General features: G+C 34.2%; 17 protein-coding genes. 8 read left to right on the forward strand and 9 right to left on the reverse strand.

The window, feature by feature from the left end:
- The first annotated feature begins 75 nt into the window (after positions 1-75).
- From fbp to endA, 5 genes are all read left to right on the forward strand, one after another.
- On the forward strand, positions 76-1,209 hold the full coding sequence (gene fbp, locus NSED_RS06165; protein WP_014965391.1) for a fructose-1,6-bisphosphate aldolase/phosphatase: 1,134 nt from the start codon (positions 76-78) through the stop codon (positions 1,207-1,209).
- A gap of 66 nt (positions 1,210-1,275) precedes the next feature.
- Positions 1,276-1,686 carry a hypothetical protein gene (locus NSED_RS06170; protein WP_014965392.1) on the forward strand — a complete coding sequence of 137 codons (411 nt, stop codon included), beginning with the start codon at positions 1,276-1,278 and terminating at the stop codon, positions 1,684-1,686.
- 37 nt (positions 1,687-1,723) lie between these two features.
- Complete coding sequence (locus NSED_RS06175; RefSeq protein WP_014965393.1) at positions 1,724-3,490, forward strand: ATP-dependent DNA ligase; 1,767 nt, start codon at positions 1,724-1,726, stop codon at positions 3,488-3,490.
- Between the two features lie 67 nt (positions 3,491-3,557).
- A complete protein-coding gene (locus tag NSED_RS06180; protein ID WP_014965394.1) occupies positions 3,558-4,211 on the forward strand; it encodes a DUF47 domain-containing protein in 654 nt (217 codons plus the stop codon).
- A 96-nt stretch (positions 4,212-4,307) separates the two neighbouring features.
- Positions 4,308-4,844 (forward strand): tRNA-intron lyase, encoded by a 537-nt coding sequence (gene endA, locus NSED_RS06185; RefSeq protein WP_014965395.1) that lies wholly within the window; start codon positions 4,308-4,310, stop codon positions 4,842-4,844.
- On the opposite strand, the gene NSED_RS06190 is transcribed toward endA, so the two are convergent.
- Positions 4,841-5,218, reverse strand: a complete 378-nt coding sequence (locus NSED_RS06190) for a hypothetical protein (protein WP_014965396.1) — start codon at positions 5,216-5,218, stop codon at positions 4,841-4,843. The genes endA and NSED_RS06190 overlap by 4 nt on opposite strands.
- Before the next feature lie 2 nt (positions 5,219-5,220).
- Positions 5,221-5,457, reverse strand: coding sequence for a hypothetical protein (locus tag NSED_RS06195; RefSeq protein ID WP_014965397.1), 237 nt, complete (start codon positions 5,455-5,457; stop codon positions 5,221-5,223).
- Positions 5,458-5,556: 99 nt separating this feature from the next.
- Here NSED_RS06195 and NSED_RS06200 point away from each other — a divergent pair, with 99 nt between their 5' ends.
- Both NSED_RS06200 and NSED_RS06205 read left to right on the forward strand, forming a co-directional pair.
- Positions 5,557-7,329 carry an SDR family NAD(P)-dependent oxidoreductase gene (locus NSED_RS06200; protein WP_014965398.1) on the forward strand — a complete coding sequence of 591 codons (1,773 nt, stop codon included), beginning with the start codon at positions 5,557-5,559 and terminating at the stop codon, positions 7,327-7,329.
- 2 nt (positions 7,330-7,331) lie between these two features.
- The gene (locus NSED_RS06205) at positions 7,332-7,784 is read left to right on the forward strand and encodes a hotdog family protein (protein ID WP_014965399.1); all 453 of its coding nucleotides are present in this window, start codon (positions 7,332-7,334) and stop codon (positions 7,782-7,784) included.
- Positions 7,785-8,024: 240 nt separating this feature from the next.
- Here the strand turns inward: NSED_RS06205 and NSED_RS06210 are convergent, their stop codons facing one another.
- The 4 genes from NSED_RS06210 to NSED_RS06225 are packed head-to-tail and all read right to left on the reverse strand — an operon-like array spanning position 8,025 to position 10,375.
- Entirely contained in the window at positions 8,025-8,792 is a 768-nt protein-coding gene (locus NSED_RS06210; RefSeq protein ID WP_014965400.1) for a sulfite exporter TauE/SafE family protein, read from the reverse strand.
- A gap of 39 nt (positions 8,793-8,831) precedes the next feature.
- On the reverse strand, positions 8,832-9,455 hold the full coding sequence (locus tag NSED_RS06215; RefSeq protein WP_014965401.1) for a hypothetical protein: 624 nt from the start codon (positions 9,453-9,455) through the stop codon (positions 8,832-8,834).
- Between the two features lie 40 nt (positions 9,456-9,495).
- Positions 9,496-9,987 (reverse strand): DUF192 domain-containing protein, encoded by a 492-nt coding sequence (locus NSED_RS06220; protein ID WP_014965402.1) that lies wholly within the window; start codon positions 9,985-9,987, stop codon positions 9,496-9,498.
- 37 nt (positions 9,988-10,024) lie between these two features.
- The gene (locus NSED_RS06225; protein WP_014965403.1) at positions 10,025-10,375 is read right to left on the reverse strand and encodes a hypothetical protein; all 351 of its coding nucleotides are present in this window, start codon (positions 10,373-10,375) and stop codon (positions 10,025-10,027) included.
- A 134-nt stretch (positions 10,376-10,509) separates the two neighbouring features.
- Between NSED_RS06225 and NSED_RS06230 the strand changes: the two genes are divergently transcribed.
- Entirely contained in the window at positions 10,510-10,974 is a 465-nt protein-coding gene (locus NSED_RS06230; protein ID WP_014965404.1) for a metal-dependent transcriptional regulator, read from the forward strand.
- Here the strand turns inward: NSED_RS06230 and NSED_RS06235 are convergent.
- From NSED_RS06235 to NSED_RS06245, 3 genes are read right to left on the reverse strand one after another with little or no spacing between them, the layout of a single operon-like run.
- Positions 10,961-12,793: a PINc/VapC family ATPase gene (locus NSED_RS06235; protein WP_016940280.1), complete on the reverse strand. Its 1,833-nt coding sequence runs from the start codon at positions 12,791-12,793 to the stop codon at positions 10,961-10,963. The genes NSED_RS06230 and NSED_RS06235 overlap by 14 nt on opposite strands.
- A 24-nt stretch (positions 12,794-12,817) precedes the next feature.
- Positions 12,818-13,180 carry a response regulator gene (locus tag NSED_RS06240; RefSeq protein ID WP_014965406.1) on the reverse strand — a complete coding sequence of 121 codons (363 nt, stop codon included), beginning with the start codon at positions 13,178-13,180 and terminating at the stop codon, positions 12,818-12,820.
- A gap of 36 nt (positions 13,181-13,216) precedes the next feature.
- Complete coding sequence (locus NSED_RS06245; protein WP_014965407.1) at positions 13,217-13,573, reverse strand: hypothetical protein; 357 nt, start codon at positions 13,571-13,573, stop codon at positions 13,217-13,219.
- Positions 13,574-13,643 lie beyond the last annotated feature (70 nt).

Below are 13,643 nucleotides of genomic sequence, written 5' to 3' on the forward strand. Positions count from 1 at the left end.
AGAAAATATTCAATTAATTACAGATCACAAAACTTTGCTAAAAGCACATAAATCAAAGGGACAAAAATGAAATTTATGAAAATTACAGTTTCAGTTATCAAAGCAGATGTCGGCGGAGTTGGCGGACATACAAAACCAAGTGATGGACTAATAGAAGCAATTAGAAACACCGTCAAAAATTCAGCAGATTTACTCATTGATTATTACATAGGATATTGTGGGGATGATACCCATATTGTAATGACACATACTCATGGTGTAGACAATCAACAAATTCACAAATTAGCATGGGATGCATTCATGGCAGGAACTCAAGTAGCAAAAGATGAAGGATTGTATGGTGCAGGACAAGATTTGTTAAAAGATTCTTTTTCAGGAAATGTAAAAGGAATGGGACCAGGAGTTGCAGAAATGGAATTTGAGGAAAGACCAAACGAAGCATTCACAGTATTTGCAGCTGACAAAACAGAACCAGGTGCATTCAACTATCCAATCTACAGAATGTTTGTCGATGCACTAAGCAACACAGGTCTTATTGTAAACAAAAGTCTTGCAGCAGGAGTAACAATGCACATCATGGATGTAGAGAAAGCACAAATTGCAGAATTGCATTTATGGGAAGACAAGCCAACTATCGAAGCTGCATTAATGTATCCAGGAAGATATGTGGTAGATTCAGTGTATACAAAAGACGGAGAACCAATACTAGATGCATCAACTGACAGATTACATAACATTGCAGGAACATATGTTGGAAAAGACGATCCAATTTGTCTAGTAAGAACTCAAAAGAACTTTCCAGCAACAGAAGAAGTAGGAAGTGTATTTAACAATCCCCATTATGTTGCAGGAAACACAAGAGGTAGTCACAACATGCCATTAATGCCTGTAAAACTAAATTCAGCAGCTACAATCAACTTTTGTATTCCAATTGTTGAAGCATTAGTGTTCAGCATGCATAATGGAAAACTTACAGGTCCATTTGATGGATTCTCAACACCAGACTGGGATTACATCAGAGAAATTGCAACAAAGAAAGCCATGGCAATTAGAAGTCAAGGATTTATTCATCCAGCAACACTCGTTCCATCCGAATTAGAATATGCTGAAGGATACAGAGCAAGAATGGATGTTCTTGAAACAAAGATGAAACCAATGGAAGGAACATCCAGCGGCGAAAAGAAAGAAAACTACGAAGATCCAGATTAGTAATTTCGGAGATTGCAAATCATAGGAAATAGTTAAATCAAAAAACGTTGTAGTTGAATTATAGTCATGAATGCTTTTCAGAAGGTGTTTGATTGGAAGACGTACATTTTCACAGCATTAGCAGTGATATCTTTTTCAAGTTTTGTAGCAGTACTATTTGGGCAAACAATTCCAGGAATCATTTTAGCGTTTTTTAAAATTGCTGGAGAATATGTAATTTTAGGAGCTGTGTTTATTTTTGCACTTGCATGGCTTTTAAAAGCAAAACCACATAATCGCCCAAAAGAATATTTCGTCATACCATTTGACGTATTTGGAAAAAAAAGTGTGATTGATGGAATTAGAACACAATTCAAAACACATGATGTTGCATGGAGTTTCATGAAACAATACAAAGAATCTTATCCATTTTACAACTTTGCACTAGTTTCAGATCTTCCAAAGTCTGACAAACCAACAATTTTCAGATACATCTAATTCAGACTTTTATTCAGGATTACGTAGAGGAAGGAGAATGGAATATTCAATATTAGCTGAATCATTAAACAAAATGGAATCAACTACGAAAAGATTAGAGTTAACACAGCATTTAGTAGAATTATTTGAAAAAACACCTCATGATGTTATTTCCAAAATAGTGTATTTGATTCAAGGCAAATTAAGACCAGACTTTGAAGGAATAGAATTAGGTGTTGCTGAAAAACTTGCAATAAGGGCAATTTCAAAATCATCAGGGATTCCAATAAAAAAAATTGAAGATGAATATAGAAAAGGTGGAGACCTAGGTCATGCATCGACGGTGATTTTAGAACAAAAAACTCAAACTACATTTCTTGTAGAAGACATCACAGTTGAAAGAGTGTATGACACGTTATTCAAAATTGCAAAACTAGGAGGAACTAGATCACAGGATATGAAAATGAAATACATTTCAAGTCTGCTAAACGATGCAACTCCACTTGAAGCAAGCTACATTTTGAAAATTTTGTTAGGAACTCTGAGATTAGGAATTGCTGAAAATACAGTAATGGATGCACTAGCAATAGCATTTTCAGGCAATAAGGAAAATAGAAAAAAATTACAATACGCATACAACGTTTCCAGCGATTTAGGCAAAGTTGCTGAAACAATTGCAACAAAAGGACTAGAAGGCATAGAAGAATTTGAAATAATTTTGTTTAATCCCATCAGACCCATGCTAGCTGACAGAGTAAAAAGCGAAGAAGAAGCAATAGAAAAAATGGGAAATGAGTTTGCAGCAGAATACAAGCTAGATGGAGAAAGAGTTCAACTTCACATTGAAGGAGATAAAGTTGAATTGTTTTCTAGAAGTTTAGAAAGAATCGAAAGCTATTATCCAGACATAATAGAGAAAATTCCTAAAAACATTCAAGCAGATAATATTATTTTAGAGGCTGAAGCAGTTGCAATCAACGAGAACACAGGAGAGTTTTTACCATTTCAAGAATTAATGCACAGAAGAAGAAAATACAAAATAGAAAAAGCAGTGACAGAGTATCCAATTACGGTAAACTTTTTTGACATTTTGTACTGCAATGGAAAAAGTTGTATAGATCTAAGTTACAAAGAAAGAAGAGAAAAACTTGAAAAACACGTCAAGGAAGATGAATTTGCAAAATACATTCCCATGAAAATAGTGAAAAATCAAAGCGAGATTGAAGACTTTATGGAAAACAGCATCAATGCAGGGAGCGAAGGGCTAATGCTAAAAATGCTAGACAAACCATATCAGGCAGGATCTAGAGGAAGTCATTGGTTAAAACTAAAACGAGAATACAGAAACGAGTTAGGAGATAGTTTAGATCTTGTTGTAATAGGAGGATTTTTTGGTAAAGGTAGAAGAACTGGAAATTATGGGACACTGCTCTTAGCAACTTATGATGAAGATGAAGATACATTCCCCAGTATTTGTAAAGTGGGAACAGGTTTTTCAGATGAATCTTTAGACCAATTATACCAAATACTTCATCCAAAAGTATCAATTAAAAAAAATCCACGCATCATAAGTGATATGGAGGCAGACGTATGGTTTGAACCAGAGTTAGTTATTGAAGTAGTTGCATCAGAAATAACCCTTAGCCCAATTCATAAAGCAGCATTTAATGAAATTCGAAAAGATGCAGGTTTAGCCTTGAGATTTCCAAAATTTACAGGAAAGATCAGAGTTGAGAAAGCAGCAGAAGATGCGTCCACAAATGAAGAAGTAATCACACTATACAAAGGACAGAAAAAAGTAGCACATGACAAAAATTTGATGTAATCCGTGCTCAAATAAGTTCAAAAATCATAGAGGATTTAAATTACCTCGAGGTTTTTTCATTTATGTTATGTATAGCGGAGAGCTTGAAGTTCAAGCAAAAAGAAAGGCTATAGCAGTTTTACAAGACGAAATCAACAGAATTCTAAATGCATCCAGAGAACTTGCAACACTACCTGAATTGATGATGAAAAAAGACAAAGCAGGAATCAAAAACACATTAGAGCAAATTTCAACAATCGAAGAAGAAGTAGAAAACTTGAGAAGAAAAATTACACGTGAAGTTGCAGATGTGGGAGGATTGATCATGAATAGAGAAAATCTTCTAAACACAGCATACACAATGGACGAAATTGCAGGTTACATCACAGGCATTTCATTCAAACTCTCAAATGTTAAAATTACAACATTGAAAAGTGCAAAACTGGACCAAGACATTACAAAACTGATTGAGTTAGTGGTAGACGAAGTTTACAAACTAAATGAAATCATTCGAAGTCTTAACACGAACACTGCTAATGCAATTGAGTTAGCTCAAGAAACTCAAACAATTGAAAGAGAGATAGACATCAAATACAGAGCAGCAACAATAAAACTTCTAAGCGAAGTCACGAACACAAAAGAACTGTTATTGATTAAAGATGTAATAGAAGGAATTGAAGAAATGTCAGACAAATGTCAAAGAGTGTCAGATTCATTTATTCTATTAGCATTAAGCCTATAATCAACCAATATTCTCACATTTTTACTTTATTTTCATATTCTAAAAACCCCATAATTTACTAGTGAATTCATATACAGAGAATTGTTTATGTTGTTAATGAAGAGTGAGTTAATTGAAAACAGGATAATAGTATGGGATATTGAAGATTCAAAAGAACTTTTCAGCCAAGGATATTATGGAAAACCAATAGGAATACCAAAACCAAAAATTGAAGAAATAGACGCTCCATTAATTTTGGATCTCATTGAAGGATTATATCTTTTAGAAAATAAAAAAATCACAATTACAAAATCAAAACAAAAAATTTCAGTAGAGCAATTAATTGAAATTTGTAAAAAAGAAGTTCATGAATTTGACAAAAAATATCTAGTATACAAAAATTTCAGAGATAAAGGATACATCATTAATCCCGGAATCAAATTCGGATGTGACTTTGCAGTATATGAGAAAGGTCCCGGAATTGATCACGCACCATTTTTGGTTCAAGTTTATACAAGAAGTGAACCAATAAAATCAACAGGAATTGTTTTAGCAGGAAGACTTGCATCATCAGTCAAGAAACAATTCATTTTGGCAATTCCAAAAGATAAAGATAAAGTAGATTTCTTGGCTTTGGATTGGTGGAAAGCCTAGACTGATTTAATGTGACCTGCTATGCGATCATAGATTTCAAAGAGTTCTTTTGTAATTCCAAAAGCAATATGATTATCCCACTTGCTTCTAATTCTAACTGCTTTGTTAGTAGGTTCAACATAGATAGTTGCATCTTTGACAGATTGTTTTGCTATCATTTCATTTAGCTCAGTATCATCATTTAATTTCGATGATAGGCTGCCAGAACCAATCCATTCAACCTTTACTACAGATTTTGAGGCAAAATGGCCTTTTGTAGTAAGTTTAGTTTTTGCAACATAATTATTGTAATTACGACCAGTTTCTTTCTTCACTATGAATTGGGCTTGAAATCTATCTAATGCGCCCCATGGAAGTGGATTTGGATCTTGCATGATTATCCCTTTTGAATTATTTGTACAACATCAATGTTAGAATTCTTGATATCAATACATCCACGATTAGTTACCATTCTAGGTGTTTGAGCAAAATATCTACTATAGTAATCATCTTTTTCAACTTCATCAGTTCCAATTTCTTTTGGTTCGGAATCAACACCGATCTTTTTTAACATATCAGCAAATTTTTCAGGCCATGATTGATAGACAAATGTGTCAGACTCTGTATCATGCATTAATCACCATGAATCATACCCACAAATAAAGATATCAAGAAAAAATTTAAAATTGAGATCAATCAAAATAAATATCACAGAAGTTCTGTCAGTTTATCTATGTTAAAATTCCAAAATAAACTTGCACTAATTACAGGTAGTGGCACAGGTATCGGTCAAGCCATTGCCAAACGATTTGTTGAGAATGGTGCCAGTGTAATAATTCTTGGTAGAAGAAGAGAACCATTAGATGAAACAGCCAAAATGCTAGAAGGGATTATTTCTGAGAAAAATAGCGGAGCGTCGGTTAGAATATTTTCAGGAGTAGACGTTGCTGATGAAGCAGCTATGAATGGCATGTTTGAATCACTTGTTAAAGATAATGTTACAATAGATTTCATAATTAACAATGCGGGAGTTTCAGGTCCTGTTACATGTTTTGCAAATGCATCAATGGATGATTTCAAAAGTACAATTGCAATTCACCTAACAGGAACATTCTGGGGCTCTGTTCAAGCACTAAAAGTAATGAAGCCAGGTGGAAAAATCATTACAATTTCAACGTTCTTTACTGAAGAACGTCCATTAGAACAAAGACCATATAGATTTAGAAGTCCATATACTGCATCTCAAGGTGCTAAAAACAGACTAGCAGAACTAATGTCTTGGGAATTAACAGATAAAGGAATAATTTCGATTGCAACAAATCCTGGCCCAGTACATTCAGATAGAATTTACAAAACAGTATATCCAAAAGCTGCAGCAGAATTTATGAGAGTCAGTGGTTTTGAAGATCTTAACCCTGTAGAAGTTGATGCTGCAAATAAAGAATTACTCCCATTACTAGGAGAAGATGAAAGGGTTATCAAAGACGGTATTGCAAAAGCAGCAGAAAAATTAGCAAACGGCAAAGATATTGCTAAACTTACGGAGACATTAACAAATTTGCTAAACAAAATTCAAACCATAGCAGAAAAAGTACAAAACAATACATCACATATGATTGCAAATCAGGAATTTCTTTCACAAGGTCAGGTTTCAGAGTCTGTTCTCAACTTGTGTGATGATGAGATTGCAAAAATTCTAAACGGCAAAGTCATACCAGGAGACAGAGTATTTTATCCAGTAAAACCACATATTGGAACCACAACCCCAGGAGTTCATCAACCGGATTTCGCAGGAAAGGCTATAGTATTTACAATTGATGCAACAGACAAAACAGATGCTGAAAGAGTAGAATTTTTGGCACAACATGTTGAAAAGAACGGAGGAAAAGTAGCATGCTTTATTTCACAATCAACACCAGCTGATCTTCAAGAATACATTAGCAGCAAATTCCATTCCCATGTTGTAGATATCAAAAATCCAGAGGAAGTAGAAAGATGGCTAAACACTGCAAAAACAAACATTGGAGAGATTTTAGGAATTATTCACATTACAGGAAAATTATCAGATGGGTTGAAATTAACTGAATTATCACGCGCGGCATGGGAAGAATTAACTGAGAAATTCATCTCAACCCCAGCAAACGTTGCACAAAGAGCATTGGAGCAATTTGTGCCAGGTGGAAGTAAAGATCCTCGCCTTTACAAAGATGCAAAGGGGGCAATAATGATCATAGGACCAGATTTGCCGATTGGAAGAAAAGTCACAGGAACACAAAGAGCACAAGTAGAAGTATTCAGAGGAGCACTAAGGCCATTTACAACAACTGTAAATCAAGAACTAAGCGATGTGTTAAATTCAAAAATCAGAATATTCACAATTTTCCCAGGTTCAGTTACAGGGTCAGAACCAAATAATCAAAGAATTGCAGATGCATTTAATTTCCTAGTATCAGATAGTTCTGCTTCATCATCAGAAGTAACCTTCTGTGTAGATGAATTAAGATAGGAATGAAAAAATTTTCTGAATTCAGAGTAGGAGATTCATTTTATTCTACATGTAGCATTTCAGACAAAGAACTAGAAGAATATCTAAAATTTTCCAGAGTCAAAAATGCATTCTTGGAAGATAAAAGGAAAGGAGAACAACATCTAGTTTCAGGAAGAGCAGCTCTATCAAGAATGGAAGGGGAATTTACAAGATTAAGTCAGATTTATGGAAATGATATAATTTTGGTCGGCACTGACGGGGATTCTGAATGGGGAAATAGAAGCACTAGATTTCTTAAACCACTATACACAGATCAAGTATTAAAATTAAAATTTACAGTATCTCAAAAGGAAGACGTTGACGAAGAGTATGGGAAAATTTTTGTAGATTATGAAGGAATGAATCAAGAAGATGAAACAGTTCTAATATCAAAAAAGAATATTTATCGAATCAAAAAAGAACCACCAAGATAAAAATCAAAACTCAAACAGGAAAACAGACTAATCCAAGAGATTATTTTTGCATATATCAAAGACAACATATAGAATGTTTCAAAATTATGATGAGTTTAATTGATACCCTACATCATTGGAAAAAGAATTATTTTAATTATAATACAGGAGAGCCGACTAGTCTCCCCCGCCTCTAGATCATAAGACCTAGCGAACAATATACATTACAAAATTAGTATAAAAAGATAAAAAATACCAAGACTAAAATCCGAATACATTACCAGATAAAGAATCATAGAATAATTTTGCAGATGCAATTAGAATAACTACAGAAACCAGAATTTGCAAATAGCGTTCTTTGATATCAATGGATAATCTCGCGCCAACTAATCCCCCGATAAAAGAACCAATAGCAAGCAGTCCTGCTTGAAAGAAATCAGGGTGTCCCAACAAACTGTGTACAACAACTCCAGAAAATGATGCAAACAAGAGAATCATTTGGGATGTGGGTGCAGCTTTTTTCATGGCCATTCCCATGCCAACTACCATTAAAGGAACAAAGATTATTCCCCCTCCAATACCAAAAAAAGAAGAGATAATTCCTGCAAAAAAGCTTGCGCCAATTGCAAAGACCGTCATTTGTTTTGAAATTGTTTTTTCTCTAGTTTCAATTTTTTTTCTCAAAAATATGTATGCAGCAGATGCAATTAATACAAATCCAAACAGTATTTTAAAAACATCAGGTGCAACATCGCTAGAAATCAATGCACCCAAAACGGTTCCAGGAATTGAAAGCAAACCTAGTTTAAGACCTAAAGGATATTCGATTCGTTTTTGTTTTGAATAAGAAATCGTAGATGCAATTGCATTGCTTAATGCAGCAAACAAACTGTTACTTGCAGCAGCAGTTGGAGGAAATCCCAGAAAAGTCAAGACTGGGACAACAATTACTCCACCACCAAGACCAATCATAGAACCTAAAATTCCAGCTGCAAACCCCAGAGGAATTAGCCATAATTGATCAATCATTGTAATGTCAATCAGAGAATTTTCTATTATATAATTAAACTACTTTAGAATAATTAATGTCTGTAAGACCGAATTTTCTTTAGACGTGATTTCTAAAAAGATTTCAGAATTGCTCAAATTATCAATTTTTGATTTAATATTCCGGCCATTAGAATCACTATAGAATTTCTGAGCAGCCAAAATCCAGGCAGAAATTGATTCATAATCTTTGGATTCCTCATCCTCCCAGCAGTCGCAAACAAGAGTTTCAATCATGGTCTCAAATATTGCAACAACATCGTCTTGGTTAGATTCCAAAGTTTTAGTTTCAAGATTAGCTACTGCCATAACAGGAGATTGAATACTGCCTCCAATGTTGATATTTCCTAGCGTAGTTTCTTCAGAATCCAATACAGCGGTTGTGGTACAATATTCCACAGTCATAGGCAGACCATTTTCAAAATATGCACAGTATTGACTGATTGTATGATCAGTGATCGGAGTAGGTGCAGACACCACAATATTTTTTTCAGCTAGAGTGTCTTGAATTTTTTCAATGTCATAATAGGTAAAACCAGATTCATAAATTGATGTAGTGTCAGGAGTTTTATTTATCGACATAGAGGATATCAAAATAACTGCTACAATCCCAAGAATGACAGGAATCACAATGAATTTATTCATAATTTGCAAATTTTTTATTCAAAGATAAGGCTTTGCAATATCAAATGGATATAATTGTCAATTTGGAATCTTCAGTAATGTTATTTTGTTCAACAAAGCCAGATGTGACTTCAAGAACATACGTTGCTTCGTTATCAGGTACAACACTTTGACAACCAGTAATTTCTACTACAGTTTTACATGGAGGAACATCTTTTTCAATATGTACAACATTTCCATCAGCATCAAACCAAATCATATCTAAAGAGAATTGCATGTTTAGCATCCATAAAGAATACAATCCAGGTTCATCAAATACAAAGATCATTCCCTGATCAAAAGGCAATTGCTCTTGAAACATCAATCCTCTAACACGTCGTGGTTCAGAATCTGCGATTTGTACTTCAAGTGCTATGTCGTCTACTAAGATAGCACCTCTAGGAAATTCAACAGATTCTAATTTACTGTCACTTGGAAGCGTAAGCATTCCAATAACCCCAATGATTACGGCAGCTATTGTAATAGGAATTAATGCTTGAGCACGAGTAGTCATGAATAGATTTGTCTCAATCCTTTTAAAAACTAGGGGATTACATTACTGAATTCTTAAAATCACTAATTGAAGACATTGTATGTTTTGTAGTATGCCCAACGTCATGAATTGTTGAACCATTGTATTTCTTGTCAAGATATCGTCCTGCAACAATCATTGGCCCTCCAATAGCACAAGTAACTCCAGTAGGTTCAGGAACCCATAACATTAAAAATCCAATTTTTTGCAGTTTTTTGCCAGGAGCTGGAGCTTTTTGAAGAGCACCTAATGACCGGGCAGTATGCTTGTCATCTATACTAGTAACTTCAGCATACAAATTCGCCCTACGTTTTGCAGAGTCAGAGAATTTTTTTAATTTATCTAGACGTTCCTTTAGAGGATCAACCATTCCAACCTTGATTTAGAAGAAATTAGTTAAGAAACTAAGATCAACTCCCGTCACATTCGAGTCAACAAAGAGTAACTAAATTCAACTCAAAAGACACTCAATTATACTAGATTTTATTTAGATACAAAGACCACATGAAATCTAAAAATTCTAAAAGATTGGATTCAATCAAAGCTGCACACCAATCAGAGAGAGCACGTTCTAGTACAAGAATGGAAGATTATTTGGAAATCATTTCAGAACTAGTGGAATTAAAAGGATATGCCACAACATTGGATATTTCAAGATACATGAATGTCAGTGCTCCAAGTGTAACCAAAATGCTGCAAAGACTTGATGAGAATGGATTTTTAGAATATGAGAAATATCATGGAATTAATCTAACTGAAAAAGGCATAGAGATTGCAGAAGGAATAAGACAAAAACATGGGATATTGTTAGAGTTCTTTGAAATCTTAGGGGTAGGATATGACACTGCAAATCAAGATACAGAGGGAATTGAGCATCACTTGAATCCTAAAACAATCAAACAGTTAAGAAAGTTCATAACGTTTTTGAAAGCAAATCCAAAGATTATTGAGAATTTTAAAAATCTTTAAGGAAGATTTTGATATCACTTTGGGACCTAGAAAAATCCATCAAGGTTCTTGCAACATCAGAACGCTTTGGAATTTTTATTTGTCCTTTTTTACCAATTCTAACAGATGCAATAAATTTCTCATTTGCATAGATGTCAGCATGCATTGAGCTAAAATCTCTATTTACAGTTAGCAGTAATGCAGTTTTTGATTCTGAAAAACTAAATGGTAAATCATTAGTGGTCAGTGAGATATCATCAGATGTTTTTTGAACAACGTCAATATGTACACGGAGTAATTTTTCGATTTCATTAATGTTTGAGCCACCTCTGCCAATAATAGATGGAATGTATTGTTCATCGACCATGACTTTGACTCTATTGTCAGATAAAATTTCAACTTCAGCGCGAGGGTCATAACGCTTGAATGTTTCTTTAATTTTGTCTTCAGCTAGTTTTTCAATTCCAACTTTATCTGCCTTTTTTCCTACAGGAACGATGACATTTTCTTCACCAAATGTGTAAATTTCATGTTCCAAAACATTATCTTCAAAATTTCTAATTTCAATTACAGGTCGAGCCAAATCGGATTCAGTCATACCAGTTGGGACTTTAACTTTTAATTCCAAATCATACACTTTTTGAATTCCACCATCTTTTACAAAAACTACAGTATCCAAAACATTTGGAATTATTCCAAGCTCAATTTTCCCAATAAAACGTTGAATTGCATCCAATGGGGAATTTGCATGAACGACTCCCACCATACCAACCCCAGTTAATCTCAAGTCAGCAAAAGTTCCAAAATCTTCGCGTCTTCTTACTTCATCAAAAATTGTATAATCTGGTCTTACAAGTAATAAAATATCTGCAGAATTGTCAAAACTTCCATCAAGTTTACTGTATTGGGTAACTCCAGGATCAACTTGTAAATCACGTGGAGACTCGAATGTTTTTACAATCTTTCCTTTTTTATGATAGAAATTTGCAAGACCAGAGGCAAGAGTGCTTTTTCCAGACCCAGGAGCTCCTGAAATCACAATGCCTTCCGCACTGTCAGAAAAACGCTCCATTAATTTTTCAGAAATTGTGTAATCATCAAGGGATAACTTCACAATAGGATGCACTATTGTAATCTCAAAAGATTCTGAAAAAGGAGGATATGTAATAGCTATTCTATAATCGCCATGTTGAACTACAGAAGCACCATTTTTGGATATCTCCAAGGTGCTAGAATCATACACATTTACTACATCTAAAATTTGTGATGAGATCATTTCCAAATAATCCTTTGAAAGAATCTCATCACTTAGTTTTGTCAGCACAAATTCCCCAGGCTTGCCTTTTTTTGCCAAAGGACACTGATTTTCTTTAAGATGTATGCTCATAGTTTCAGAATCAAAAAATTTTAGAAATTCCAAAGATTCATTTTTTATTTCAGATTTTAAAAATACTGTTTCGACGCCTTCAGCACGCGCAACCAAATGCTGTACATTATCAGAAGTGTACAATATAGCATTATTTTGCTTTGCCATGTCGACAATTAGAGCATCTATCCTGCCACTGCTGGCAAGTTTGATATCATCAGAAGAAGGGTGAGAACCACTAACAACAACATTTAACCCATGACTCCCAGATAAGGATTTGAGTTTTTGAATTCTTTCCAGCCCAATGAATCCTTGTTCTTTGTTCTTTGATGCTTGAGATTGAAGTTCATCAAAAACAGCTTGTGGAATAATGATATCAGAATTTCTAATACTGCCAGATTCAATTTGAGCAGTAAGCTGACCATTAATTATTACACTAGTATCAGAAACAATTTTTGTCAAGGCGTTAATCATTTAGAATTATTGCAATACCCTAAATTACTTTGCTAAAACGTCGTCAATCCCTTTTAAGACAACTTTGAAATCAAACGGTTTTGAGATATAGGACAATGCACCATGAGACATGCATTCTTGGATAATTTTTTGATCATCACTAGCAGTGATGAGAATTATCTTGGCATTAGAATCAAATGAAATTATTTCCTTAACAACTGACAACCCATCCTTTTTGGGCATTGCCAAATCCAATAAAATCAAATCAGGCTTTACCTCCTTATACAAATCAATAGATTCTTCACCATCGATGGCTTCAGCAACTACATCATGATTTCCAATAGAAATAATATCTTTTAAAACGAGTCGGATTGCATCAGAGTCATCAGCAATCAGGATCTTTGCCATTATAAAATAGACTCAACTGTATTTTAAATAGATTAACTAGTTTGACAAATTCTCAATTTTGGAAATTTTTTCATTAACTTTCACAGAATCATAATCAGGCTCAATCATTAAAGATCTCATGAAAGGCAATATTTCAGACAGTAAAGAAAAGATGCCAACAGCATCAACATCTGTAAATTTTTTCAATAATGAATCAAGGGATTTAGCCACTTCACCAAGAGAAGCATTTCCCATCATTGGGGCCAGCCCCATAATCTTGTGGGTGTGTTTCTGAAATTTAGACGCAATTTCAACAACGTCATGATCATCTTTACATCTATCCAGAAGAGATTCTAACCCACAGATTTCCTCACCGATTTCCCTTTTAGCAACATCCAAAAACTCATCGCTCATATCAAATAATTTAAAGTCGTACCATTATTTTTATACTCTGTGGTAAGAAAATCTAGTTGTGAAACTAATT

Source organism: Candidatus Nitrosopumilus sediminis, from assembly GCF_000299395.1.
Lineage (GTDB): Archaea > Thermoproteota > Nitrososphaeria > Nitrososphaerales > Nitrosopumilaceae > Nitrosopumilus > Nitrosopumilus sediminis.

Excerpts from the sequence above, each read along its gene's own strand:
- fbp (WP_014965391.1), top strand. The coding sequence starts at position 76 with ATGAAAATTACAGTTTCAGTTATCAAAGCAGATGTCGGCGGAGTTGGC.
- NSED_RS06170 (WP_014965392.1), top strand. The coding sequence starts at position 1,276 with ATGAATGCTTTTCAGAAGGTGTTTGATTGGAAGACGTACATTTTCACA.
- NSED_RS06175 (WP_014965393.1), top strand. The coding sequence starts at position 1,724 with ATGGAATATTCAATATTAGCTGAATCATTAAACAAAATGGAATCAACT.
- NSED_RS06180 (WP_014965394.1), top strand. The coding sequence starts at position 3,558 with ATGTATAGCGGAGAGCTTGAAGTTCAAGCAAAAAGAAAGGCTATAGCA.
- endA (WP_014965395.1), top strand. The coding sequence starts at position 4,308 with ATGAAGAGTGAGTTAATTGAAAACAGGATAATAGTATGGGATATTGAA.
- NSED_RS06190 (WP_014965396.1), bottom strand. The coding sequence starts at position 5,218 with ATGCAAGATCCAAATCCACTTCCATGGGGCGCATTAGATAGATTTCAA.
- NSED_RS06195 (WP_014965397.1), bottom strand. The coding sequence starts at position 5,457 with ATGCATGATACAGAGTCTGACACATTTGTCTATCAATCATGGCCTGAA.
- NSED_RS06200 (WP_014965398.1), top strand. The coding sequence starts at position 5,557 with ATGTTAAAATTCCAAAATAAACTTGCACTAATTACAGGTAGTGGCACA.
- NSED_RS06205 (WP_014965399.1), top strand. The coding sequence starts at position 7,332 with ATGAAAAAATTTTCTGAATTCAGAGTAGGAGATTCATTTTATTCTACA.
- NSED_RS06210 (WP_014965400.1), bottom strand. The coding sequence starts at position 8,792 with ATGATTGATCAATTATGGCTAATTCCTCTGGGGTTTGCAGCTGGAATT.
- NSED_RS06215 (WP_014965401.1), bottom strand. The coding sequence starts at position 9,455 with ATGAATAAATTCATTGTGATTCCTGTCATTCTTGGGATTGTAGCAGTT.
- NSED_RS06220 (WP_014965402.1), bottom strand. The coding sequence starts at position 9,987 with ATGACTACTCGTGCTCAAGCATTAATTCCTATTACAATAGCTGCCGTA.
- NSED_RS06225 (WP_014965403.1), bottom strand. The coding sequence starts at position 10,375 with ATGGTTGATCCTCTAAAGGAACGTCTAGATAAATTAAAAAAATTCTCT.
- NSED_RS06230 (WP_014965404.1), top strand. The coding sequence starts at position 10,510 with ATGAAATCTAAAAATTCTAAAAGATTGGATTCAATCAAAGCTGCACAC.
- NSED_RS06235 (WP_016940280.1), bottom strand. The coding sequence starts at position 12,793 with ATGATTAACGCCTTGACAAAAATTGTTTCTGATACTAGTGTAATAATT.
- NSED_RS06240 (WP_014965406.1), bottom strand. The coding sequence starts at position 13,180 with ATGGCAAAGATCCTGATTGCTGATGACTCTGATGCAATCCGACTCGTT.
- NSED_RS06245 (WP_014965407.1), bottom strand. The coding sequence starts at position 13,573 with ATGAGCGATGAGTTTTTGGATGTTGCTAAAAGGGAAATCGGTGAGGAA.